General features: G+C 66.5%; 19 protein-coding genes. 5 read left to right on the forward strand and 14 right to left on the reverse strand.

The window, feature by feature from the left end:
- Window positions 1-47 precede the first annotated feature (47 nt).
- Both CCOS865_RS01635 and CCOS865_RS01640 read left to right on the forward strand, forming a co-directional pair.
- A complete protein-coding gene (locus CCOS865_RS01635) occupies window positions 48-1958 on the forward strand; it encodes an ATP-binding cassette domain-containing protein (RefSeq protein WP_119137283.1) in 1911 nt (636 codons plus the stop codon).
- 128 nt (window positions 1959-2086) lie between these two features.
- Complete coding sequence (locus CCOS865_RS01640) at window positions 2087-2719, forward strand: LysE family transporter (protein ID WP_119137285.1); 633 nt, start codon at window positions 2087-2089, stop codon at window positions 2717-2719.
- A gap of 131 nt (window positions 2720-2850) precedes the next feature.
- Here CCOS865_RS01640 and CCOS865_RS01645 read toward each other — a convergent pair whose 3' ends face one another.
- Window positions 2851-3603 (reverse strand): slipin family protein, encoded by a 753-nt coding sequence (locus tag CCOS865_RS01645; RefSeq protein WP_119137287.1) that lies wholly within the window; start codon window positions 3601-3603, stop codon window positions 2851-2853.
- A gap of 2 nt (window positions 3604-3605) precedes the next feature.
- Window positions 3606-4955 (reverse strand): NfeD family protein, encoded by a 1350-nt coding sequence (locus CCOS865_RS01650; protein WP_119137289.1) that lies wholly within the window; start codon window positions 4953-4955, stop codon window positions 3606-3608.
- Window positions 4956-5050: 95 nt separating this feature from the next.
- On the opposite strand from CCOS865_RS01650, the gene CCOS865_RS01655 reads away from it, so the two are divergent.
- The 3 genes from CCOS865_RS01655 (at window position 5051) to CCOS865_RS01665 (ending at window position 6524) form a co-directional block, all read left to right on the forward strand.
- The gene (locus CCOS865_RS01655) at window positions 5051-5509 is read left to right on the forward strand and encodes an aminoacyl-tRNA deacylase (RefSeq protein ID WP_119137291.1); all 459 of its coding nucleotides are present in this window, start codon (window positions 5051-5053) and stop codon (window positions 5507-5509) included.
- Between the two features lie 62 nt (window positions 5510-5571).
- Window positions 5572-5814: a DUF2789 domain-containing protein gene (locus CCOS865_RS01660; protein WP_119137810.1), complete on the forward strand. Its 243-nt coding sequence runs from the start codon at window positions 5572-5574 to the stop codon at window positions 5812-5814.
- A gap of 71 nt (window positions 5815-5885) precedes the next feature.
- The gene (locus CCOS865_RS01665; protein WP_119137293.1) at window positions 5886-6524 is read left to right on the forward strand and encodes an NADH:ubiquinone oxidoreductase subunit N; all 639 of its coding nucleotides are present in this window, start codon (window positions 5886-5888) and stop codon (window positions 6522-6524) included.
- Here CCOS865_RS01665 and CCOS865_RS01670 read toward each other — a convergent pair whose 3' ends face one another.
- The 12 genes from CCOS865_RS01670 to CCOS865_RS01725 form a co-directional block, all read right to left on the reverse strand.
- Window positions 6525-6962 carry a CBS domain-containing protein gene (locus tag CCOS865_RS01670; protein WP_119137295.1) on the reverse strand — a complete coding sequence of 146 codons (438 nt, stop codon included), beginning with the start codon at window positions 6960-6962 and terminating at the stop codon, window positions 6525-6527.
- 267 nt (window positions 6963-7229) lie between these two features.
- Window positions 7230-8528 carry a VWA domain-containing protein gene (locus CCOS865_RS01675; RefSeq protein ID WP_119137297.1) on the reverse strand — a complete coding sequence of 433 codons (1299 nt, stop codon included), beginning with the start codon at window positions 8526-8528 and terminating at the stop codon, window positions 7230-7232.
- Between the two features lie 8 nt (window positions 8529-8536).
- Window positions 8537-9769 (reverse strand): VWA domain-containing protein, encoded by a 1233-nt coding sequence (locus CCOS865_RS01680; RefSeq protein WP_119137299.1) that lies wholly within the window; start codon window positions 9767-9769, stop codon window positions 8537-8539.
- A 45-nt stretch (window positions 9770-9814) separates the two neighbouring features.
- Window positions 9815-10318 carry a coiled-coil domain-containing protein gene (locus tag CCOS865_RS01685; RefSeq protein WP_119137301.1) on the reverse strand — a complete coding sequence of 168 codons (504 nt, stop codon included), beginning with the start codon at window positions 10316-10318 and terminating at the stop codon, window positions 9815-9817.
- Window positions 10319-10328: 10 nt separating this feature from the next.
- Window positions 10329-11075 carry a hypothetical protein gene (locus CCOS865_RS01690; protein WP_415842575.1) on the reverse strand — a complete coding sequence of 249 codons (747 nt, stop codon included), beginning with the start codon at window positions 11073-11075 and terminating at the stop codon, window positions 10329-10331.
- A gap of 26 nt (window positions 11076-11101) precedes the next feature.
- The gene (locus CCOS865_RS01695; RefSeq protein ID WP_119137814.1) at window positions 11102-12595 is read right to left on the reverse strand and encodes a formylglycine-generating enzyme family protein; all 1494 of its coding nucleotides are present in this window, start codon (window positions 12593-12595) and stop codon (window positions 11102-11104) included.
- A 46-nt stretch (window positions 12596-12641) separates the two neighbouring features.
- Window positions 12642-13865, reverse strand: coding sequence for an ABC transporter permease (locus CCOS865_RS01700; RefSeq protein ID WP_119137303.1), 1224 nt, complete (start codon window positions 13863-13865; stop codon window positions 12642-12644).
- The gene (locus tag CCOS865_RS28270) at window positions 13849-14547 is read right to left on the reverse strand and encodes an ABC transporter ATP-binding protein (RefSeq protein ID WP_119137305.1); all 699 of its coding nucleotides are present in this window, start codon (window positions 14545-14547) and stop codon (window positions 13849-13851) included. The genes CCOS865_RS01700 and CCOS865_RS28270 overlap by 17 nt, the downstream gene beginning before the upstream one ends.
- Before the next feature lie 6 nt (window positions 14548-14553).
- Window positions 14554-16521, reverse strand: a complete 1968-nt coding sequence (locus CCOS865_RS01710; protein ID WP_119137307.1) for a vWA domain-containing protein — start codon at window positions 16519-16521, stop codon at window positions 14554-14556.
- Complete coding sequence (locus CCOS865_RS01715) at window positions 16518-17570, reverse strand: hypothetical protein (RefSeq protein WP_119137309.1); 1053 nt, start codon at window positions 17568-17570, stop codon at window positions 16518-16520. Before CCOS865_RS01715 ends, CCOS865_RS01710 begins: the two co-directional genes overlap by 4 nt.
- Before the next feature lie 5 nt (window positions 17571-17575).
- Window positions 17576-20287, reverse strand: coding sequence for a virulence factor SrfC family protein (locus CCOS865_RS01720; RefSeq protein WP_119137311.1), 2712 nt, complete (start codon window positions 20285-20287; stop codon window positions 17576-17578).
- Window positions 20284-23364 carry a virulence factor SrfB gene (locus tag CCOS865_RS01725; protein ID WP_119137313.1) on the reverse strand — a complete coding sequence of 1027 codons (3081 nt, stop codon included), beginning with the start codon at window positions 23362-23364 and terminating at the stop codon, window positions 20284-20286. Before CCOS865_RS01725 ends, CCOS865_RS01720 begins: the two co-directional genes overlap by 4 nt.
- Window positions 23365-23369 lie beyond the last annotated feature (5 nt).

The raw sequence follows: 23369 nt of genomic DNA on the forward strand, positions 1-23369 counted from the left end.
TCCACTCGCGCTTGCGGCCGAGGAAGCTGGTAGACTCCGCGACCATCATGATCAGACTATCCAACCTCACTTTACAGCGTGGTCCGCAGCGCTTGCTAGATGGCGCCGAGATGACCCTGCACGCCGGTCACAAAGCCGGCCTCATCGGTGCCAACGGCGCCGGCAAATCCAGCCTGTTCGCCTTGCTGCGCGGTGAGCTCACGCCCGACGGCGGCGATTGCCTGCTGCCCGGCGACTGGCGCATCGCCCACATGCAACAGGAGGTCGAGACCCTCGACCGCCTGGCGGTGGACTATGTGCTCGATGGCGACCTGCGTCTGCGTCAGGTGCAGGCCGAGCTCGCCGTGGCCGAGCAGGCCCACGACGGCACCGCCCTGGCGCGCCTGCACAGCGAGCTGGAGGTCGCCGACGGCTACACCGCCGACGCTCGCGCGCGCAAGCTGCTGGCCGGGCTGGGCTTCAGCAACGAGCAGATGGACCGACGTGTCGGTGACTTCTCCGGTGGCTGGCGGATGCGCCTGAACCTGGCGCAGGCCTTGATGTGCCCGTCCGACCTGCTGCTGCTCGACGAACCCACCAACCACTTGGACCTGGATGCCATCCTCTGGCTCGAAGACTGGCTCAAGGGCTATCCGGGCACGCTGCTGCTGATTTCCCACGACCGCGACTTCCTCGACTCGGTGGTCGACCATGTCCTGCACGTCGAGCAGCGCAAGCTGACCCTCTACAAGGGCGGCTACAGCGCCTTTGAACGCACCCGCGCCGAACGTCTGGCCCAGCAGCAACAGGCCTACGAGAAGCAGCAGGCGCAGCGCGCTCACATGGAAAAGTACATCGCCCGGTTCAAGGCTCAGGCCACCAAGGCGCGCCAGGCGCAGAGCCGGATCAAGGCCCTGGAGCGCATGGAAGAGCTGTCGGCGGCGCATGTCGATTCGCCGTTCGACTTCGTCTTCCGCGAGTCGCAAAAAATCTCCAGCCCACTGCTCGACCTCTCTGAAGGCCGCCTCGGCTACGGCGACAAGGCCGTGCTGGAGAAGGTCAAGCTGCAGCTGACCCCCGGTGCGCGGATCGGCCTGCTCGGCCCCAACGGCGCCGGCAAGTCGACCCTGATCAAGAACCTCGCGGGCGAACTGCAGCCGCTGGGTGGCCGTCTGGTGCGTGGCGAGAACCTGTCGGTGGGCTACTTTGCCCAGCACCAGCTCGACTCGCTGGACGACAAGGCCAGCCCGCTGCTGCACCTGCAGCGCATCGCCCCGACCGAGCGCGAGCAGACCCTGCGCGACTTCCTCGGCGGCTTTGACTTCCACGGCCCGCGTGCCGAGGAGCCGGTGGTGAACTTCTCCGGGGGTGAAAAGGCGCGCCTGGCCCTGGCCCTGATCGCCTGGGAACGGCCCAACCTGCTGCTGCTCGACGAACCGACCAACCACCTCGACCTGGAAATGCGCCTGGCCCTGACCATGGCGTTGCAGGAGTTCAGTGGCGCAGTGGTGGTGGTCTCGCACGACCGTCACCTGCTCAAGAGCACCACTGACGACTTTCTGCTGGTGGCCGACGGCAAGGTCGAAAGCTTTGACGGTGACCTCGATGACTACAGCCGCTGGCTGATCGACTACCGCCAGCGCAATGCGCCGGTCAGCACCGCGTCGGTCAACCCCGACAAGACCGACAAGAAGGCCCAGCGCCAGGCCGCCGCGGCCCTGCGTCAGCAACTGGCGCCGCACAAGCGGGCCGCCGACAAGCTCGAAACCGAGCTTGGCCAGGTGCACAGCCAGCTCGCCGAGGTCGAGACCGCGCTGGGTGATGGCGGCGTCTACGAAGCCGCCCGCAAGGACGAGCTGCGTGACCTGCTGGCCCGCCAGAGCAAGCTCAAGCAGCGCGAAGGCGAGCTTGAAGAAGCCTGGATGGAAGCGCTGGAGTTGCTCGAAGGCATGCAGGCCGAGCTCGAGTCGCTGTCCTGAGGGAGGGCGCTGCAAAGCGCCCGAAACCCTGCAAAGCCGCAATCCTGCTGCGCAAAAATTTCGCTGGTGATTTTTTCACCGACCTCGTAGCTTAACGTTTTGCAACATGTTCATAAGCGAGGTGTGTGATGTCGATGGAAGCGTGGTTGGCCTTTTTTGCCGCGTGCTGGGTGATCAGCCTGTCGCCGGGCGCCGGGGCCATTGCCTCGATGTCCAGCGGGCTGCAGTACGGTTTCTGGCGCGGTTACTGGAACGCCCTGGGCCTGCAGCTGGGCCTGATCGTGCAGATCGCCATCATTGCCGCCGGCGTCGGCGCCATCCTCGCGGCCTCTGCCACTGCCTTCCAGCTGATCAAGTGGTTCGGCGTGTTCTACCTGGTGTACCTGGCGTACAAACAGTGGCGCGCGCTGCCCATGGACATGAGTGAAGAGTCGGGCATCCGGCCCATCGGCAAACCGTTGAGCCTGGTGTTCCGCGGCTTCCTGGTCAACGTCAGCAACCCCAAGGCGCTGGTGTTCATGCTCGCGGTGCTGCCGCAGTTCATCGACCCGCACCAGGCCCTGTTGCCGCAGTACCTGACGATCACCGTGACCATGATCAGTGTCGACCTGCTGGTGATGGCGGGGTACACGGGGCTGGCATCGCGGGTGCTGCGGATGCTGCGCACGCCCAAGCAGCAGAAGCGTCTGAACCGGACCTTTGCCGGGCTGTTCATCGGTGCCGCAACCTTCCTCGCGACCCTGCGCCGCGCGCCGCTCTGACAGATCGCCGGGGCTGCTACGCAGCCCTTCGCGGCGGTCCGGCGTCCGGGCAAGCCCGCTCTCACAGGGAAGGCGCTGTTCTGGAGATTTGCGCGGTCCTTGTGGGAGCGGGCTTGCCCGCGAAGAGGCCCTCAGGGCTGCCGATCCACCAACCCCTTGAGCAGGTCCAACGGCATCGGAAAGACGATGGTCGAGGTCTTGTCCCCGGCAATCGACCCCAGCGTCTGCATGTACCGCAGCTGCATCGCCCCCGGCTCCTTGCTGAGCATCTGCGCCGCCTGCATCAGCTTCTCCGACGCCTGCAACTCACCTTCGGCATGGATCACCTTGGCCCGCCGCTCACGCTCGGCCTCGGCCTGGCGGGCGATGGCGCGGATCATCGACTCGTTGAGGTCGACATGCTTGATCTCGACGTTGGCCACCTTGATGCCCCAGGCATCGGTCTGCGCGTCGAGCACCTGGCGGATATCCAGATTGAGCTGCTCGCGCTCGGCCAGCAGCTCGTCCAGCTCGTGCTTGCCGAGCACCGCGCGCAAGGTGGTCTGGGCCAGCTGGCTGGTAGCGTTGAGAAAATCCTCGACCTGAATGATCGCCTTCTGCGGGTCGAGCACGCGAAAGTACAGCACCGCGTTGACCTTGACCGAGACGTTGTCGCGGGTGATGACATCCTGCGGCGGCACGTCGAGCACCACCGTGCGCAGGTCGACCCGGACCATTTGCTGGACCACCGGGATCAGCAGGATCAACCCCGGCCCCTTGACCTGCCAGAACCGCCCGAGCTGGAATACCACCCCGCGCTCGTACTCACGCAGGATGCGAAACGCGGACATCAGCAGCACCAACAGCAGCATCAGCAGGGCGCCGAAACCCAATTGCACGAACATCGTCATTCTCCTTGCGCGGTAGGCGCGGTGGCGCTGACCTCGAGCCAGACGCCATGGCGGGCGATCACCCGCACCGGCTGGCCGGGCTGTAGCGGCGTCGCGCATTGCACTTGCCAGTGTTCGCCCTGGGCCTGTACCGAGCCGCAGAACGGGTTGTCTGCCGTCACCTGGGTGACCGTGACCAAGCTGCCGACCAGCCCGGCATCGCCGCTGACCAGCGCACGTCGTCGTGCCCTGATGGCCATCCCCAGCACGCCGCCGAGGAGCAGCGCCGAGGCGATCGCGAGGGTCACGATCAACGGCAGCGGGATGCCATAGCCGGGGGCTTCGGTGTCCATCAGGATCACCGCGCCGATGACAAAGGCGACGATGCCGCCGAAGCCGACCACGCCAAAGCTCGGCAAGAACGCCTCGGCGACCATGAACGCCACCCCCAGCACAATCAGCGCCACCCCGGCATAGTTCACCGGCAACAGCTGCAGGGCATACAGCCCGAGCAGCAGGCAGATGCCGCCGATCACCCCGCCAACCCCGGAGCCTGGGCTGATGAACTCGAACAGCAGGCCATAGACCCCGATCATGATCAGTATCAGCGCCACGCTGGGGTTGGTGATCACCGCCAGGAGCCGGGTTCGCCAGTCTGGCAGGTGCTCGACCAGCGCCGCGCCGGTGGTCTGCAACTGCTGCGTCTGACCGGCCGCGACCAGGCGCTGGCCGTCCAGTTGGCGCAGCAGGTCGGGCAGGTCGCTGGCGATGCGGTCGATGACCTTGATGCGCAGTGCCTCGTCCGCCGACAGGCTGACCGCTTCGCGTACGGCACGCTCGGCCCAGTCGGCGTTGCGCCCGCGCAGCTGGGCCAGGCCACGGATATAGGCCGCCGCGTCGTTGACCTGCTTGCGCGCGAGGGTATCGTCATCGCTGGGCTCACCCGTGGCAGCGGGCTTGCCCGGCGATGGCGAGGCACCGATCTGCACCGGCGTGGCCGCGCCCAGGTTGGTCCCCGGCGCCATCGCCGCGACATGGCTGGCATACAGGATGTAGGTGCCGGCACTGGCCGCCCGTGCGCCGCCCGGGGCGACGTAGCTGGCGACCGGCACGGGGCTGGCGAGGATCGCCTTGATGATCTGGCGCATGGCGCTGTCCAGGCCGCCTGGGGTGTCCATGCGGATCACCACCAGCTGTGCGCCTTGCGCGTGCGCCTGGTCCAGGCCGCGCACCAGGTAGTCGGCGCTGGCCGGGCCGATCGCGTCGTCGATGTCCAGCAGCCAGACGCCACCGCCCGCAGCCTGGCCGCCCGGGCAGGCGCCGAGCAGCAGCAACAGCAACCAGCAACGCCAGCAGCGCGCGATCACCTGTCGTCACCTCATCCAGGCTTGTCCCTGAAGTTTAGCTGTGCCCGCGGGCCTACGGCCTAAACTTCAAGAGGGGGCTAAAGCGGAGGTGCATCATGCGTATGGCCAAGACCCTGCAGCAGCGCCTGGACCAGGCCAGCTGTGACTACGACATCATTTCCCATCCACATTCAGCCAGCAGCCTGGAGTCGGCGCGCACGGCTGGCGTGCCCGCCGAGCGGGTCGCCAAGTCGGTCCTGCTCGACGACCGGCGTGGCAACTACCTGATGGCCGTGCTGCCGGCCAACCGCCACCTGGACATGAGCAAGGTGCGCATGACCGGCGCCTGGCAACTGACCCGCGAAAGCGGCCTGCCGAGCCTGTTCGGCGATTGCGAGCGGGGCGCCGTGCCGGCAGTGGGTGACGCCTATCAGATAAAAATGCTGCTCGACCCGACCTTGACCCGCCAAGGTGATGTCTACCTTGAGGCAGGTGATCACGATCACCTCATCCACATGAGCATGGAGCAGTACCTGAAGCTAGTGCCCAACGCCGAAGTGCGCGAGCTTTGCTGATGATTGCCAACCCCTGCCAGGCCGGCGTCGTGGACGGCCTGCCTGGCATTCTGGAGGACACCATGGACGCACCGAACCATCCCTTTTCCGACCTGTTCAAGCAACTCGGGCTGGCCGACGACGCGCAGAGCATCGACCAGTTCATCACCTCGCACTCACCGCTGAAAAACGACATCAAGCTGGTCGATGCGCCGTTCTGGAGCGACGCCCAGCGTGCCTTCCTCAAGGAAAGCATCATTGAGGATGCTGATTGGGCGGTGCCTTTCGATCAACTCAACGAGGCCTTGCGGCGCCCCCGAAAATAAAGCGCCGAGCGGCACCTCATGGGTGATTGGGGCGTTGCTATGCTCAGGTAAAACAATAAGGGGATAGCGTGATGAAAGATCCCTACGCACCAGGCTTCTGGTGCACCGTGACGATCCTGGGCACCCTGACCGCCGGCTACTTCTACGGTATCCGGCACACCCACCAGATGAACCAGGCGGTGCAGTTTCTCTATGCCGCCGCTGCGGTCACCGCGGCGGTGTCACTCTGCGGCCTGGCGTGGATCGCCTGGCAGCAGCTGCACCTGAACAAGCGCGAACTGATCCAGGGTCGAACGTTGGTGACCATCTGGAACACCAAGGTGGCCTTGCGCCGGGTCGAGACCGTGTTCGACCGCTACTTCTGGGGCAGCTACTGGCACTCCGGGCGGACCTTCGAAGAGGTCATGGGCGAGCTCAAGGGCACGCCGCTGGAGCAGAGCCTGGACGCGCTGAAGTGCCAGTGCCGCGAGCTCGACCAGCAGATCCACGACCCGCACCACCACTGGCTGGCATTTGCCCGCGACCTCTCCAGCGTGGCCGCGGCGATGGCCCGCGAGCGTTACCAGCTGGACCTGGGCGACATGCCGGAGAACAGCCGCGGCGGCACCACCGTGCTCAACCGCGACCTCGAAGTGCTGGTGTACACCTGGTCGGCGCGCCTGCGCAGCTTCGACCATCAGCTGGACGAGCTGGAGAGCGCCTACCACTGATCATTCGCCGCGGATGTACTGCTCCAGCTGGCGAATCAGGCTGGCCTGCTCGGCGATGGTTTCCTTGACCAGGTCGCCGATCGACAGCAGGCCGAGCAGCTTGCCGTCGCTGACCACCGGCAGGTGGCGCAGGTGGCGATCGGTCATCAGGTTCATGCAGTGATCGAGGCTCTCGGTGGGGGATACGGTGATGACCGTGCGGGTCATGATCTCGCTGACCGGGGTGGCGGCCGATGAGCGCCCCTTGAGTACCAGCTTGCGCGCGTAATCGCGCTCGCTGACGATCCCCACCACTTTGTCGTGCTCCACCACGGGCAGCGCACCGACGTTTTTCTCTGCGAGCATTTTCAGGGCCTCGAGCACCGACTGATCGGGGCCGATGGTGTACACGGTCTGATGCTCGGCTTTGGTTTTGAGGATTTCAGCGACGTTCTTCATACAGGCCTCTGCGGGTTTGAAAGTGCGTGTCTGTGAGTAAATAAAGCATCGGCTACGGCGCTCTGCACGGCAACGCGGAAAACGGCATGGACCTGATTGAAAAACGTCATCAGAGAATACAGATGGCCCTGGGGGCTGCTGCGCAGCCCTTCGCGGGTAAACCCGCTCCCACAGGGATAGCGCACGGCCCTGTGGGAGCGGGTTTACCGGGACGCCGGACCGCCGCGAAGGGCCGCAAAGCGGCCCCAGGATTTCAAGCGAAAGCGGTCAGCAGCCTTTGACCTGTGACACTTCCCGGCTGGCTTCTTCCAGCGCCGCGGCCACGGCCGCCGCATCATCTGCGGTATACACCCGCCCGCCAGTATTGCTTGCCGCGCAGTTCGAGCCGGTGCTGGCACTGATATTGACGATATTGATGCGCAACCGTGGCTGATCCTTGGCGATCTGCTCGGAGACCTCGCAGACACTCCTGCCGCAGCTGTCGCGCCCGTCGACGAACATCACGATCACGCCGTCGCGGTCACGCCCGTTCATGGTCCTGGCGGCGGCCTCCAGGCTGATCCCAAGCCCCGTACCGCCACTCGCCTTGAGCTGGGCAATGCGCGCAATCAGGTCGGCGCGCTGGTCACGGGCGAATACCCCGTGATCCTCCGGGCTGCGGCAACCATTGAAGGTCACCAGGCGCATCGCCACGTCCTTGTCGAGGTTCTCGATGACGCTGCTCAGTGCGCCCTTGGCCACGGCCATGCGGGTGGTGGGCGGGGCCTTGCCAGACGGCAGGAACTGCTCGACCACGGGGATCTTCGCCAACAGGGTGATGTACCACGGGTCGTCCGCACGCTTGATCCGCAGGCGCTCGTTCATCGAGCCCGAGGTGTCGAGCACGACCGCGAACTCCGACGGCTGGAAGGCCGCGCCCGGCGCGCACATGGCGGTCTGGTCGGCCTGCCAGCGCGCCCACAGCAGCGGCCAGCTGAGCCACAGCCACCAGAGCAGGGCCAGCAGCAGGCCGAACAGCAGCCATGGCCACAACCGCCACGGCCGCGTCGCTACGGCGCGTGGCACGGGCGCCGGTCTTGGCGCCGGTGCGGGTGCAGGGGCCTTGACCGGCCGCGGTGGCGGCGGAGTCACCGGTGGTGGCGGCGGTGGCGGTGGTGGCGGTGGTGCGACCACCGGCAGCGGTTGCCCCCAGCGAATCACCAACGGCTCGCCATTGACGCTGTACAGGTTGGCCAGGTCGGCCGGGGCCACCAGGCTGCGCAGGCCCGCAGCGGCCTCGCCCTGGCCGCGTTGCTGCAGCTCGTTGGCCAGCTGGCCGACCGCCGCCTGGCGCTCCTCGTAGCGCTTGAGCAGCGCCGCCTGCTGGTCGCGGCCGAGGCTGGCGTACAGCTGGGGCTGGCCCTCGAGTTCCGACCACCATTCGAGCACACCATCGCGCCCCTGGCGGGGGATCGCATACAGCTGGGCGATGCTCGGTGGAAAATGCTGACGGATCAACGCCACCCGCTGCTCGAGTGCAGTGGCGGCGTCCTGGCTGGCATGGCTGTCGCGGATTACCCGTTGCATCGATGGTCCTAATCGCAGTTACGCGAGCTGGAGACTTCCTGGCTCGCTTGTTTGAGCGCGGCCGCCACCTGGGCGGCGTTGTCGCCGGAATAGACCCGACCGCCGGTACTCTCGGCGATGCAACTGGCCAGGCTGTTGTTGCTGATGTTGACCAGGTTGACGCGCAACCTCGGCTGCTCCTGGGCGATCCGCTGGGCCACGGCGCAGGCGTCCTGCCCACAGCCGTCGGCGCCGTCGACGAACAGCACGATGACGCCGTCGCGGTCGCGGCCGTTCATGCTCTTCGCCGCCGCTTCGAGGCTGGCGCTCAGGGCCGTGCCGTCATTCGGCACCAGGCCTTCGATACCGCTGATCAGCGCCGGGCGCTGGGCCGGGGTGAACAGGCCATGGTCGAGCGGGGTGCGGCAGCCGTCGAAGGTGATGATGCGCATGTCGATGGCCGGGTGCAGGTCATTGATCATCTGCTTCAGGCTCTGCTTGGCAACGTCCATGCGCACCGGCGCGCGGGTGATCTCGGCGACCCGCTGCTGATCGATCGCCGGGTTGTCGATGTTCTCGAAAAACCACTGTTCATCGGCCGGCGTGGCGGCGACGCCAAGCTGCATCGAGCCGGAGGTGTCGAGCACCACCGAAAACTCCGGGGGCTGCGCCTCGCTGCCCTTGACGCAGGCGAACGACGCCGGCTGGCGGTGCTCGTACCAGCGTTGCAGGTACGGCCAGCCGAACCACAGGGCCAGGGCCAGTAGCAACAGGCCGAGCAGCGGCAGCAAGAACCACGGCAGCCAGATCCAGCGCCGCGGCCGCACCGCTGGCGCTGGCGGCGGCGGGGTCACTGGCGGCGTCGGGGGCGGCGCGGGCTCGGCCCAGCGCACCACCAGCGGATCACCGTTGACGCTGTACAGGTGCTCGAGATTGGCCGGGCCGATCAGCTTGCGCAGCACCGCGGCGTCTTGCGTCTGGCCGCGCGCGTGCAGCTCGTCGACCAGCTGGCGCAGGGCGTCCTGACGCTGCTCGTAAACGCGCAACAGCGCCGTTTGCTGATCGGCGCCAAGCTCGTGGTAGCGGCGCGGTTGGCCTTGCAGCGCCGACCACCATTCGCGCACGCCGTCCTGGCCGGTGCGCGGGGTGGCGAACAGGTGGGCAATGCTGGTCGGAAAGTGCCTGACGATGATCGCCATGGCCTGTTCCAGCGCCTGCGGATCATCCTGAGCCGGGCGTGTATCGCGGGTCACCCGCTGCATGTCGGTATCCTGAAAAAAGACGGCAGCCGAAGCTGCCGTGGGGGCTTACTCGTAACCCAGGCTCAACTGCAAGCGGCTGACCTGTTGCTGCAGGGCCTTGAGCTCCTGCTTGCGGGCTTCGACCTGGGCGCTGCTGGCGTTGTTCGCCGGCGCCGCCTGGCGGTTCTTCAATTGCTGCTCGAGGCCGGCGATCTGCTGCTGGACCTCGGCTTTGTTGCCGTGGCGGCGCTTGAGCGTGGTCAACAGGCCGTTCAGCGACTGCTCCAGGCTGGCCTGCTGGCGTTGCTGGGTGGCCAGGTCCTGGCGGGTCGAGGCCTGCTGGGCGCTGAGCTCGGCGAACACCTGGTTGAACTGGCGGTTCTGCTCCTTGGCCGCGAGCAGGTCCTGCTCACTGTTGCGCACGCCCTCGGCATAGCCGCCGCCGTAGTCGCAGTTGAGCTTGCTGATCAGGCTGGCGCTGTTGTCCGAGGCGGTGCACTGCGAGGCAGTGGTGGCGCAACCGCCGAGGCTGGCGAGCAGGGCGAGGCACAGGCAATGACGTAGTGACATGGTCTGCTCCTTAGCCCAGGGTAATTGCCGAGCGCTGGCTGTAGAGGCCGTCGACTTCTTGCTGCAGCGCCACGACCTTGCTGTTCATCTTGGCGATCTCGGTTTCGACCTTCTTCACGTCAGCCTGGCTCGAACCGCTTTGACGCTCGGCCTCGGCGACCTTCTGGTACTCGCTCACGCGGCTCTTCATGTTGGTCAGGTCCTTGCGCATCAGGCCCAGGTTCTGGTCGATGTTGGCGATGTCCTGCTGGGCCTTGGCCTTGTTGACGGTCTTGGCCTTGATGTCTTTCTGGATCGCGGCGATCTGCTGCTTGTCGTCGGCGATCACGCGCTGCAGGGTGTTGCTGCGCTCGGCGACCTTGTCGGTTTCCTTCTGCACTTCACCGGTCATCGCGTTGAGGCGCTGGGTGGTGTCGGCGTACTGGCTGCGACGTTGGTCGAGGTAGTAGTTGGCGCCCATCGCCACGCCGCAGGCGGCAACCCCGGCGATCACCGCACAGGCGGCCTTGTTGCCCGAGTTGGACAGCATGCAGGCGAGGATGCCGCCACCCGCGGCGACGGCGCAGGCCTGGTAGCCCGAGGTGCTGAAGAACTTGGCGTCGGCGCCGGAGGTCAGGCGTGGGTCGGCGGTACCCTGGTTCTGGTCCTTGCCACCGAGCATCGAACTGCCGGTGTTGGCGCAGCCGGTGAGGGCCAGGCAGGCCACCATCATCAAGCTGATCCACGAGCTGATCCGGGCGGGTTTGCTGTGCTTCACGATTACGTTTCCTTGTAGTGCTGTGGTCAGTGGGCGACGGCTTTGCAGGTGTTCAGCCAGGCGTTGGTATCAATCTTTTGCGACTTGAGGAACGCCACCTGGTTGGCCCAGTGGGTACGCAGGTAAGGCGACAGCTCCTTGAGGTTCTTGTTGGCGTTGAGCACGCCTTCGAGCACCGGCACCTGGGCTTCGAGCAGGCTCTTGCCGTACAGCGAGCCGGACTCGACCAGGGAGCTCGCGTAGTAGCGGCTGAGCTTGTGCAGGCGGTCGCTCTGCTCATCGAGCTTGGTCTTGCGCATGCCGCAGGTCGGGTCTTCTTCGCCAGCCTTGCAGTTGGCCGTGTAGTTCTTCTGCAGGAAGTCCAGGTAGACGCCGTCGTCAAGCATCTTGGTGCACAGGAAGGCGCCCAGGTTGAGGCTGGCGCGGATCGCCTGGTCGCGGGCTTCCTGCTGTTGCTGGTTGCTTGCGCGCAGCTGGTTTTCGACGGTCTTCAGCTGGCCCTTGAGGGCTTCGTCCTGAACGCCCGAGGCGAGCTCTTCGAGCGCCTTGACCGTGCCTTTTTCCTTGCTCTGGGCGGCCGGCTGGTCGCTGCCCAGGGTGCTCCAGCTCTTCTCGATGGTCTTCACCCGCTCGCGCGAGGTGAGGGTGGTCGAGACCAGCGCCAGGCGCAGGCCGTTGGTCTTCTTGGTCACCGCGCCTTCGGCGTTGTAGTACGGGTCTTCCTGACGCTGGGCGGTGCGCAGTTCGGCCTCGCTGGTCAGGTAGTTGCCGCCGCGCACCACGTAGCCGCCGGCCTGGCCGTGCTGGCGGTCGAGCTTGTTCAGGCGGAACGGCTCGAACATCATCTCGCTGGCGTTGCCGAGCATGTCGTGCAGGCCCAGCGGGTTGGGCTTGAGCAGGCCGCTCAGTTGCAACTGGCCGTTGGCCGACTGCGAACCTGCGTACCACTCGTAGGCGTTCAGCCCTTCGGGCATCGGGTAGCGGCCGTCGCGGAACTCGGCGGTGCTGACCTGCAAGCCGCCACGGGCGGCGAACTCCCATTCGACCTCGGTCGGCAGGCGCAGGAAACCTTGCGCGCCATCTTCACGCGGCAGCTTGTCGGCGGCGTTGGCGCGCAGCCAGCGGTTGTACTTGTCGCTGGCCTGGAGGGCGTCCAGCCAGCTGACCGAGACCACCGGCAGGCGCTGCTTGTTGGACGGCGTCGGGCAGGCCTCGTCCATCAGCGCGTGGTACTGCAGCTGAGTCATTTCGTACTTGGCCAGCAGGTAGTAGCGCGACTTGTCGCCCTTGGCGCTGGTAAAGCTGCCGGCGATGAACGCCGGCCGGGTCTGCTCGACGTAGCCGTACTCGGCGCTGTCCTGGCCGATGTTGATCGGGTAGTCGTCGAGCGGGCCGGCGACCGGGATCAGTACCTTGCGAAAGACCATCGCGCCGTCGCACGGCATCGGCAGCACGACGTCGTCGGCATCGGCCATCGAGTTATAGAATTTCTCGTCCCAGGTGGCCGCCGAGGCGTTCATCAGAAAGCCCAGAGCGAGCGGCGCCAGGAGCAGGCGAGCACAGGTTTCAGAGTTCACGCAGACTCTCCGCAGGTTGGATTCGGATCGCTCGTACGGCGCCGATCAGGGCGACCAGGCCAGCGACCAGCAGGGCCAGGAGCAAGGCCACCAGGCCATGCCAGACAGTGATGTGACAGATGAAGGCGCCGGTCGCCTGGCTGCTGCCAAGCAACTGGTCGAACAGCAGGCTGCCCAGGTAATAGCAGCCAAGCCCACCGAGGTAACCGGCCAGGCTCAGCAGTAGCGCTTGCAGGACCACGTAGCCGGCCACCGCCGCGCTGGTGAAGCCGAGCAGGCGCAGCACCGCCAGGTCGCGGCGCTTGCGGTCGATGTTGGCCAGGAACGCGCCGACCAGCGAGGCGATGCAGCCGAGCAGGGCGGCGCCGGCGATCACGCCGAAGATCAGCCCGAGCACATGGTTGATGGCCTTGACGCTGTCGATTTCGGCCAGCCGGCTGCTGGTTTCGATGCGCTGCTCGTTGAGCCAGCGTTCCAGGCCGGCGACGCTGTCGATGTCGCGGGCATACACCCGGGCGCGGGCATAGCCGACCTTGACCGCCTCCAGCGACTGGCCGCTGCCGGAGCCGAGCGCCGCGACCAGATAGCCATCGCGGTAGTGCTCCAGCTCCAGCAGCAGCTCGGGGCTGACGAACGCCGCCGGGCGGGCGAAGCGCAGCGAACTGACGATGGCCTGCACACGCAGGCTGCGTTCGCCACGCTCGTTGACCTCGTTGAGCCGGCGGCTGACGCGCAGCCGCACGCTGTCGCCGACCTGCGCCTGCAGACGCTGCGCGGCACGCTCGCTGAGGATCAGCTGGTCGGGCTGCAGGGCGCTGAGCGGGTTGGCCAGCAACGGGTCGTTGGCCCCGGTAGGGATCACTTCGACATTGTCGGCAAAGCGCCCCTGGGCGCCGAGCAGGTCGGCCTGGGTGTTCAGCGAGCGGGTCTGGCCGATGGCGAAACCGACTTCGGGGCGCTGCTGCAGGCCTTGCAGCCAGGCGTTGTCGTAGTGGCCGCTGCTGAGCATCTTCACTTCAAGGTTGCGCGGGTCGCTGAGCAGCTCTTGCTGGAGTTGGCTGACCACGCCGTGCTTGAGGCCGAACAACAGCAACAGCGGCGCGATCACCGCCACCAGCGAGGCGGCCATGCACAGCGACACATTGCGGTCGTGCCAGAGGTCGGCCAGCGACAGCCGCACGAGCAGGGCGAGGCGCTTATACCATCGGTTCAAAGCGTGTCTCCCCCTCGCCGTGCAAGGCGCCCAGGCGCGGCAGGCCGAAGCGCTCGACCAGGCCCCAGTCGTGCGACACCAGCAAGGCACTGAGGCCCAGTTCGGCGACCAGCTCGAGCAACAGTTCGAACAGCCGTTGAGCATTGTGCGGGTCGAGCGCCGCGGTCGGCTCGTCGGCCAGCAGCACCCGCGGCTCGTGGGCGATGGCGCGGACACAGGCAACCCGCTGGCGCTCACCGATCGACAGCGCTTGCGGCAGTTTGTCGAGCAAGGATGTCAGGCCCAGCGCCGCGACCGCCTTGTCGACGGCGGCACTGTGGGTACCGAGGCCGAGCAGGCGACGTGGCAGCAGGATGTTTTCGCGAACGCTGATGAACGGCAGCAGGCCGCCGCTTTGCAGGACGAAACCGAGCTCGCGCGAACGCAGCGCGGCCAGCGCCGGTTGCTGGTCGCTGGCCAGTAATTGGCCGACGTCCAGGCGCTGCGCGCCGAGGTAATAGTGGCTCAGCCGCTCAGGCTTGAGCAGCAGGCCGATGGCTTCGAGCAGGGTGCTCTTGCCGCAGCCGCTTTCGCCGGTGATCGCCCACACGTCGCCCGGGCGCAGTTGCAGCGCATCCAGGCGCACTGCGTGCGCCTGCGATCCCTGGCCTCGGACCACTCGCAATCCCTTGATATCGAGCATAAGCGGTCAGGGCATCATTTCCAGAGGTACCGGGTAGACGTTGTCGCGGCTGTCGCTGCCCGGGGCCAGGGCCACCCAGCGGTCGACGTCGGCGTTGTAACGCTGGTAGTGGCGCAGCTTGGTGCTCAGGTTGCGGATGAATTTCTCCTGGGCCAGGCCGTCCCAGCCTTTCCAGGTTTCTTCATCGAGGTTGAGCACTTCGCTCTGGTAGGGCAGGTCCTGCAGGTACTCGCCGAGGACCCCGAGGTCGGCCACGCGGGTGGTCGAGCCTTGCTTGAGCTGGTTGGGGTCGGCGCCCATGGTCGCGGCCACCGAGCGCAGGCGGGTGAACATCTCGCTGGGCGAGATCATGCCTTCGTTGGCGGCGTCGAGGATCTGCTTGAGCACGTCGCTGAGGTCGCTCAGCTGGGCCTTGGTCAGCAGCACGCGGACGTCGGTGGTCGGTACGTTCTGCTTGATCAGGTCGCGGTCGCTGATCCACGCCTGGAACACCGGCGGTGCCTGGGTGCCGGTGGCCTTGCCGAGGTAGGCCAGCTGCATGGCGTGGCCGATCAGCGCGGCGTCCTCGAGCATCTTCTGCTCGGCGGGGGCGGCCTTGGCGTTGGTCGCGCTGCCTACCGCGTCTTCGCCCATGTACGCCGAGCGCACCTGTTGGGTGATGGCGCCGGCGAGGCTGTCGACCTTGCGGCCGAACTCGTCGACGTCACCGGCGTTGACCGGGTAGTACAGCGACGTGTTGGTGCCGGGGTAGGTCGACAGCGAGCGGTACTGGGCCTCGGCGCTGCTGTGGTTCTTGGCACCGCTCGGGGTCTTCAGGTGCAGGGTGTACAGCGCGACGCCCGGGTTGCTGGCTTCGATGCGCACCTGTTCGGCACCCAGGCCGGTGCTCGACAGCTTGTCGCCACCGTCGAGGGCGCCGGCGTCGGTGATCAGCACCACGTAACGGGCGCCGAACTGGCTCCAGTCGACCTTGTCGACGGCGTGCATCACGCCGGCATAGGCGTCTTCGTCAAAGGCCTTGCTGGACACCTTGGCTTGCTTGAGGTCCGCCACCTTGGCCAGGAAGTCGGCGCCGTCCTTGACCGTGTTGGGGTCGGCGTACATCTTGCTGACGTATTCCAGGCCCGGCACCGCCTGGGTGCTGGAGCGGTAGGCGATGAGGCCGAACTTGACCTGCTTGCCGAGGTTTTCCTTCTCGATCTGGGCGTAGACGCGCTTGATCGCCTCGCGGGTGCGGTCGATGTACGGGTCCATCGAAATGGTCGAGTCGATGACGAACACCACGGCGGCGCTGAAGGCCTTGAGCTGGGTGTTGGCCGCGGTCTTGGCCGCTGCGCTGGCGCCGGCAGAGGCACTGGCCGCGCTGGCCGGGTCGGCCTTGCTGACCGAGGCGACGTTGAGGATGCGCGTGCGGAAGCCTTCTTCGGTCATCACTTCTTCGCCGCTGAGCACCGGCAGCAGGTAGAAGTTCTTCTGCAGGTCGACGAAGTATTGCGGCTCTTCGGCGAGCACACCGGGCGCCTCGCTGCCGTGCTTGAGCTTGGCCCGCAGCGGCGCGACCTGGCTGACCGGGTCCGGCGCGTCGAGGATGCCCTCGAGCTGGGCGCGGTCCTTGAAGAACATCAGCCGGTCACGGTTGGCCGGGTTGGTGAAGGCCAGGGTCAGCTGCATCTTCCACTCGACGGTGCAGTCGCCCGGCAGCCAGCCGATGCTCTTGCCTTGGGTGTCGGGGCCGACGCGCAGCCACTCGCGGTTGTCGGCCGTGGCGCGTTCGTAGACGTAGAAGCGGCTGAAGGTCGGCTGGGCGCTGCCCGGCGCGGCGCCGGCGGCATCGCTGAGCTTGCAGCCGGGGGTGGTCAGCACGCGCTGGAACAGGGTCTTCTTGCCGTCCTGCAGCAGCGGCTTGTCGGCCGCGTGCAGGGCCGGGCTGAGGGTCAGGGCCAGCAGGGCCGCACTGAGGCTGCGCAGGCTCATGGCTTGAGCTCCTCGAAGCGCTGCTTGGCTTCGGCGTTGTTCTCGTCGAAGCCGAGAATGGTTTCGTACCAGTACGCGGCGGTGGCGGCGTCGGGCGCCTTGAAGCATTCGCTCGGCTGGTGGTACTTGGGGTCGTACTCACGGGCGTAGGCGCTGGCGATTTCGACGTCGCCGCCCTGGGCGCGGTTGGCGTACAGGCGCTGGGCAACGCCGCAGTGGTTACTGGCCTTGGCCTGGGTAATCACTTCGAGCAGCGCAGCGCTGCCTGGGGCGTTCTGGATACAGGCCTGGACAAAGGCGATCTCGGGCTGGCTCTGCATGCTTTCCAGGGTGCAGGGCAGGGCGGCTGGCGGTGTATCGGTAGTGGGCGGCTGCTCCACTGTTGTTTCAGGGGCCGGGGCCTCGACGACCGCCTCCGGCTTCTTGCTGAACCACCACCAGGCGCCCGCAGCGGCGGCCGCGAGGGCAAGCACCAGCAGCAGTGGCAGCAGCCAGCGGTTGCCCGACTTGGCCTTGGCGGCTGGCGCGGGGGCGATGGGTTCTGCGGCGAGGCCTGCAACGGGCTCGGGTTCGATCACTGGCGCGCTGGCGACCGGCTCCGGCTCCGGCTCTGGCAGAGGTGCCGGTGCGGGTACCGGTGCTGGCGCCTGTGGCGCAGGGGCCGGCGGCGCCTGGTTTGGCGCCGCCGAGCTCGACGCGAGCACCGCGCTGTTGATGCGCACCATGCCCATGTCGCTCTGGCCCAGCTGCGGGTTGCTCAGCTCGACGCGGAAGTTCGCCGTGCCGCTGGCTTCGAGCAGCGGGTCGATCAGCTCCGGGCCGATCCGCGTCTCGATGGCCGGGGCACCGTCGACCGGGCGCAGGCCGTCCAGCTTGAAGCCGTGGGCGACATTGCTCCACTGGCCACCCGGGTGCAGGAAGTCGTGGGTCTGGCTGCTCTGCAGGGAGCACTCGAGGCCTTCGCTCGCGCCCTCCCAGCCGGTGATCCGCAGCAGGCCATGGCCCGGCGTGTTCACATCCAGTGGCAGCACATCAACTCTGATACCCATTGCAGTCAGCTCGCTTCGAAGGTGTTCAGCAGAACCGCCAACTGGCGGCGCTGCTCGGTGGTGATTTCAGGGTCGGCGCCGTTCTTGGCGTTTTCCTGGGTCAGCCAGGCCAGGCCCGACAGCCAGTCGACCAGGAAGCGTTGCTCCTGGTGCGACGGTTGCTCGGGCAACTGCGGCAGTTCGCCGACGGCCACGCTCTGGTAGAAGTTGAACACCGGTTGGCGTTCGCCCAGCAGGCTGTTCGGGCGCTGGCTGGCCGGCAACTGCAGCAGGCCGAACCACGACAGGAAGTCGCGCATCAGCAACTGCACGCTCATCACCTGGCGCTGAACCATCTGGTCGCGCCGCGCGCCGCCGACGATACGCCGGGTCACCGCCTGGTCGAGCTGCTCGAGGAAGCCTGGGCGGCGCACGGCGCTGATCAGCTCCTCGGTCAGTGCGTCGGCCAGTTCACGGCTGATGCGCAGGCTGTTGAGGCGCAGGGTCTGGGTGCCGAGCTCGCGCATGTGGCGGATCCAGGCTTTCAGCGCGGCGCGGGCGAAGCGCTGTTCGGCGTTCAGCCGCTGGGTCAGCGGCTTGGCGGCCGGTGCGGGCGCCGCAGCGGCCTGGGAACTGGCAAACAGGTTGCCGAAGTTGATCGCCGGGGCTTTGTTGGCGGGTGCCTTGGCGGCGGCTTCTGGCTCGGCCTCGGCGTCGCCGTCGATGCCGTCGATCTCGTAGACGCCACCCAGGTACAGCTCGCGCAGTTCTTCGACCGGCAGTTGCAGGGCGTTGATCAACTCGCTGATCGCATCCGGGTCGGCACCCAGGTTGTCGACCAGGTACTGGGTCTTTTCACGCTTCTTGTTCAGCAGCTGCTCGAAGTCTTCTTCGCGCCAGGCGTGCAGGCCGTGCTCGAGCAGGTCGCTGCGGCACTGTTGCAGTTGCTCGTCGATCCGGGTCAGCTTGAAGTCGATGTCGCTGATGCCCTGGAAGCTGCCGCTGAAGCGGCTGATGCCACCGTCGTTGAGCTCGAGCATGGCCCGCCAGGCGTTGGCCGGGTCCTTGATGTGGCGCTGTACCGACGGGCTCTGGGCGAAGCAGTCCTGCAGCTGTTGCAGGCGCGGCGCGTGGCGCTGGTTGAACTGGGTTTCTTCACCGTTGCCTTCATCGCGCTCGATGAACGCGGTGTCCAGGCGCGGCTTGCGCACCAGGTAGGTGTTGTTGAACGGTACGCCAGACCAGTCTTTCATCCATTCCTGGGCGCCGAAGCGCTCGATCATGGTCAGCTTCATCATGTTCTCGCAGCCTTCGGGCAGTTGCCCTTCGCTGAGGCCGAGGGTGTTGCCGATGAAGCCGTCGAGCATGGTCAGGGCCCAGATCAGGCCGGGGGTGCGCTGGCCGCGCTCTTTCGGCGTGGCGCCCTGGGTCTTGTGGATCCAGCGGGTCAGCACCGGGCCCACGCTGACCACTTCGCTCTGCTTGAACGAGCTGGTGCACAGCACCAGGCCGTTCATCTGCTGCGAGTCGGTGTAGCGCTCGAACAGGTAGGCGACCTTGCCGCGCAGGATCAGGCTGGAGGCCGGGTTGACCTCTTCGACCGCGTCCGGGCTGGCCGCGTCTTCGAGGCGCAGCAGCTTCTGGCGGGTGCGGTAGCCAGGGAAGTCGAGCAGGTCGACGGCTTCGACCACCGGGTCCTTGGGGCTGTTGGTCAGGCGGAAGGTCATCTCGGCGGTGAGCGCCGCCAGCTGGGCGACGGTCAGCGCGACGCTGCCCTGGACCTTGTCACCCTGACGCGGCAGCACGTTGACCGGCAGGTCGCGGCCAGTGCCGAGGCGGCCGAGAATATCGACGTTCATGATGCTGTTGGTTTGCGTGTAGACGCCGTTGTCTTCCTTCACCAGCACGCTCAAAGGCGCGTACACGGTGTCCGGGAAGCCCAGCTTGTGCAGCCCGCCGACCAGCAGTTCGTAGACTTCGGTCAGTGCTGGTTGCTCACCCCAGAGCACCGAGAACAGCTTGGCGCGCTGGCGGTAGCTCAGGTGCGGGGCGAGCTTGATCGCCCGTGGCCAATACAGCTCGTCGAGCTTGCGCACGGATTTTTCGTAGTTGCCCTTGAGGTAGTCCCACAGGGCGACCACGTCGTCACCGTTGACGCCCGGTTGCAGCTGCTCCTGCTCGCGGCCTTCAAAGCCTTTGAGCAGCGCCTGCAGGCTGTCGTCGGTAAAGCTGTAGTCGAGTTTTTCCTGGTCGAAGTCTTCGAACCAGGCGTTGGCGAGGATCTTCGCCACTTCGACTTCGCTGAACAGCTTCAGCTCGACCGGGTAGCTGGCGTCGGGGCTGGGCTTGGCCAGGCGGCTGAAGCGCGTGACCAGGCCGGTGGCCTCCTTGCCCAGCCCGGTCGGGTTGATGTGGTCGATGAAGTCCAGGGTCTTGCCGCCAAAGTCGGTCTCGAGGCGCCCGCTGCGGTCAGCAGCGAGGGCCGAGATCAGGTACGACTTGCCGGCCTGGGACAGGCCGAAGAAGCCGATCACCATGGGCGTCGAGGCGGCCAGACGGAGGTCCTTGGCGCGGTTGCGGGCCTGGCGCAGGCGCAGGCTCAAGCCATCCGCTTCGGCCTCGACGCTGGCAGCATTGCCACGTACCTGGTCGATCCACGACAGGGCCTCACCGGCGCCTTGGTGAATGGCGCCCCAGGCGTTCATCAATTGCTGTTGCTTCGGCGTAAGGTCGCTCATTTTCCTTTGACGTTCCCGCTGTCGAGCCAATAGTCGCTGTCACTCAGGCTCATGGTTGGCATGGTGTTGAGTGCAAGCTCCAGATCCCGGTCGTAGTCGAAATCGGCGTCCTGGATATTCGATTGCAGGTCGCAGATGACCAGCTTGTCGCTGATCAGGCCCTGCTCGAGGAGTTGATCGGACGGCTCCTCGACCTCCAGGCGCACGCGCAGCACTGGCGCTTCACCGCCCTTGCCGACCGCCTTGGAGAAGGCGCTGCTGCCACGCGCGGTAAAGCGCAGGGTGTACAGCGGCGAGGCCGACCAGCGCTCGGCCGACAACTGCCGATAGCCCAGGTGCATGTCGCCGCGCATCTCCAGCCACGGCGTACCGCGCTGCTCGCCGTCACCGACGATCGGCAGCTCGATGCGCCCCTTGGCCGACTTGAGGTCGTGATAGAGCACGTCGGCATGCTTGATGGTGCCGGCGGTGTCGATCTGGCCAAACTGCTTGATGATCGAGTACGGCTTGAGCTCGACGGTGCGGAAATAGAAGTTCGGCACGCTGTGCTTGGAGCACAGCAGGCAGATCATCGCGCCGACCGAGGCGGTGCTCTTCGGGTCGTCGATCAGGCCGTTGCGGTGGAACGGGTACCAGCCACCGGTGCGGTAGTTCTGCAGCGGCAGGATGCGCCCCGGCGGCAGCGGCAGGCGCTGGCGGATGAACGCCTGGATGCCGGGCAGGCGCGACGGCCGGCCGGTCAGCAGAAGCATGTCGCACGGGTAGTGGGACACCACTTCGCAGAGCTCGGCGAGGATCCGGGTGATGTTGATCTGGCCGCCGACAAAGGCCGCGTGGACCTGCTCGAGGTCGAACGCGATCGGCGTCTGCAGCAGCTCCAGGGTGCCCTCGCGGCCGACTTCGCGGCGCACCGCGGCGTTGACGAATTCGAGCACGCTGTCGTTGATCGAGGCGTTGCCGAGCACCTGCTGCCAGGTCTGTTCGAGCACGTCCTGCGGCTGCGCCGGGTCGTAGTTCTCGTAGGCCTTGAGCAGGGCCAGGCCCAGCGGCACGAAGATCTGCAGGTTGAGCTGCTGACGCAGGATGCGCTCTTGCGCCGAGGCGTCGCCGTTGCCGCACAGGCGCGACATCATCGCGTCCGGCGCGCTGACCCCGGCGTGCTGCAGGGCCTTGCGGAACGACGGCAGGATGAACTCCTGGATCACGTCGAGCAGGATGTCGTCACCGGCGATCTTGAAGCCATCGCGGAAACGCTGGCTCGGCACGATGTGCGCGTTGGCCCCGGCGCCGCCGTTGGCCCCACGGTCCAGGCGATAGTCGGTGATCACCAGGTCGGTGGTGCCGCCGCCGATGTCGATGGTCGCCAGGGTGATCTGCTCGGTTTCCTGCTTGTCCGGGCGGGCCAGGGCAGCGAAGAACTCTTCCGGGTGGCCGGCGAAGTTCTCGTTGACCTCGTTGTACAGGTACACCAGCTGGCCGCAGCTGGCTTCGTCCCACTCGACGCGGATGCTCGGCAGCGGCGTGCGCGGGACGATGCTCTTGTCCTTGAACGGGTTGCTCTCGCCGGGGTGCCAGCCAAAGCTCTTCCAGACCAGCCCGACCGCTTCATAGAGGCGGTTGCTGAGGATGCTGCGCTCGGCCTGGGGCATGCCTGGCGGCACGGTCAGGGTGATGCTGTTGAGCCGTCGCGGCACCCGCGCATGGCCCTGGCGCGAACGCTGGGCCGGGCTGTTGATCTGCGACAGAGCCTGGGTGACCACTTCGGCGAGCATGAAGGTCATCAGGTTGCTGCGCGAGTAGCGCGGGGTGAACACCGGCATGTCGTTTTTCGGCGGCAGGTACAGGGCCTGGCCGAGGTCGTTGATCAGGTGCGCGAACGGCGCGGCGGTGGCCAGCGGCTCCTTGTCGGTCTTGACGTAGGAGGTGTTGAAGCGCCAGCCGTGGCCGTAGGCTTTCTCGTCCCACAGGTAGCGTTTCGGGCTGGACAAGCCGGTCGAACCTTCGGTGCCGCGACGACGGCTGGCCAGGCGCCCGGCCTCGCCACCGACACGGGCGATGGTCGGCCACTGGAAGGCGTTGTGGCGGCCGCTCTTGACCGAGAAGTTGTCTTTGCCGAAGTACGCCTGGGTGAACTCGACGCGGCTCTCGAAGGCCTCGTTGTAGACCTTCTCCGGCTCGCTCAGGTCGCGCAGCTCGAGCACGTAGTTGTGGCGCATGCCGGAGCCGGCCTGGCCGTGGTCTTCGATGAGGATGCCGCAGGTGCGCGAGTTGCCGACGTCGAGCACCAGGTCCACCGGGATCGGCTGGACCACGCCCTGGGTCTCGTTGGCGACCACCTTGATTTCCGGGATCTCGACCTTGGGCTTCTCGTTGCTCTGCTCGGCCGGGATCGGCCGGCGCAGCAGGCTCAGCACGTTGAGGTAGTGGCCCAGGTGGCGGTTACCCTGCAGGTCGCGCTCGAGGCGCTCGCGGGTCCATTCGGCGCGGGCTTCGCCATACAGCTCGGCAAGCCACTCGCGGATCCAGCCGTGGGTCAGGAACCAGCCATACTCGCGGGCGCTGCAGGCCAGCTTGAACGCCACGCCTGCGCGCACGTCTTCGTCGCTTGGCGCCAGGTAGTGCGACCCGGCGACGGCCGGCATGATGCGGCTGTCGAAGCCCAGCGTAAGGCGGTGGGTATTGCCATCGACGTCAGGCTCGGCGAGTTTCACCAGGCGCATCCGCGCCCAGTTGTTCGGGCCTTCGTCGAAGCGGTGCGGCGGCATGAAGCGCAGGAACGGCAGCGGCAGCCAGACGCCGTCGAACAGCTTCAGGCTTTCTTCCATGGAGACCCGGAAGTGGTTGTCGTCGCTGCTGTCGAACTCGACCTGGACGACTTTGTCCGGCTCGGGCTCGTAGAAGTCCTTGTACTCGCGCGACCACAACAGGCGGGTCGGCACCATGCCGTTGTTCAACTGCACGAACTTGCCGGCCTGCTCGCCATCGGGGCCGAGACGCAGGGCGAAATCCATGAATTGAATGCCGGTATCGCTGACCAGCGTGACCGTTTCTTCGAACTGGGTGATTTCGGGCAACATCGTCT

This window comes from Pseudomonas reidholzensis, from assembly GCF_900536025.1.
Taxonomy (GTDB): domain Bacteria; phylum Pseudomonadota; class Gammaproteobacteria; order Pseudomonadales; family Pseudomonadaceae; genus Aquipseudomonas; species Aquipseudomonas reidholzensis.

What these genes read in the sequence shown, in the direction of transcription:
- CCOS865_RS01695 (WP_119137814.1), bottom strand. Translation starts at nt 12,595, where the DNA reads ATGAACGCCTCGGCGGCCACCTGGGACGAGAAATTCTATAACTCGATG.
- CCOS865_RS01720 (WP_119137311.1), bottom strand. Translation starts at nt 20,287, where the DNA reads ATGAGCGACCTTACGCCGAAGCAACAGCAATTGATGAACGCCTGGGGC.
- CCOS865_RS01710 (WP_119137307.1), bottom strand. Translation starts at nt 16,521, where the DNA reads ATGAGCCTGCGCAGCCTCAGTGCGGCCCTGCTGGCCCTGACCCTCAGC.
- CCOS865_RS01685 (WP_119137301.1), bottom strand. Translation starts at nt 10,318, where the DNA reads ATGTCACTACGTCATTGCCTGTGCCTCGCCCTGCTCGCCAGCCTCGGC.
- CCOS865_RS01655 (WP_119137291.1), top strand. Translation starts at nt 5,051, where the DNA reads ATGCGTATGGCCAAGACCCTGCAGCAGCGCCTGGACCAGGCCAGCTGT.
- CCOS865_RS01665 (WP_119137293.1), top strand. Translation starts at nt 5,886, where the DNA reads ATGAAAGATCCCTACGCACCAGGCTTCTGGTGCACCGTGACGATCCTG.
- CCOS865_RS01670 (WP_119137295.1), bottom strand. Translation starts at nt 6,962, where the DNA reads ATGAAGAACGTCGCTGAAATCCTCAAAACCAAAGCCGAGCATCAGACC.
- CCOS865_RS01675 (WP_119137297.1), bottom strand. Translation starts at nt 8,528, where the DNA reads ATGCAACGGGTAATCCGCGACAGCCATGCCAGCCAGGACGCCGCCACT.
- CCOS865_RS01635 (WP_119137283.1), top strand. Translation starts at nt 48, where the DNA reads ATGATCAGACTATCCAACCTCACTTTACAGCGTGGTCCGCAGCGCTTG.
- CCOS865_RS01725 (WP_119137313.1), bottom strand. Translation starts at nt 23,364, where the DNA reads ATGTTGCCCGAAATCACCCAGTTCGAAGAAACGGTCACGCTGGTCAGC.
- CCOS865_RS28270 (WP_119137305.1), bottom strand. Translation starts at nt 14,547, where the DNA reads ATGCTCGATATCAAGGGATTGCGAGTGGTCCGAGGCCAGGGATCGCAG.
- CCOS865_RS01640 (WP_119137285.1), top strand. Translation starts at nt 2,087, where the DNA reads ATGTCGATGGAAGCGTGGTTGGCCTTTTTTGCCGCGTGCTGGGTGATC.
- CCOS865_RS01645 (WP_119137287.1), bottom strand. Translation starts at nt 3,603, where the DNA reads ATGTTCGTGCAATTGGGTTTCGGCGCCCTGCTGATGCTGCTGTTGGTG.
- CCOS865_RS01715 (WP_119137309.1), bottom strand. Translation starts at nt 17,570, where the DNA reads ATGGGTATCAGAGTTGATGTGCTGCCACTGGATGTGAACACGCCGGGC.
- CCOS865_RS01660 (WP_119137810.1), top strand. Translation starts at nt 5,572, where the DNA reads ATGGACGCACCGAACCATCCCTTTTCCGACCTGTTCAAGCAACTCGGG.
- CCOS865_RS01680 (WP_119137299.1), bottom strand. Translation starts at nt 9,769, where the DNA reads ATGCAGCGGGTGACCCGCGATACACGCCCGGCTCAGGATGATCCGCAG.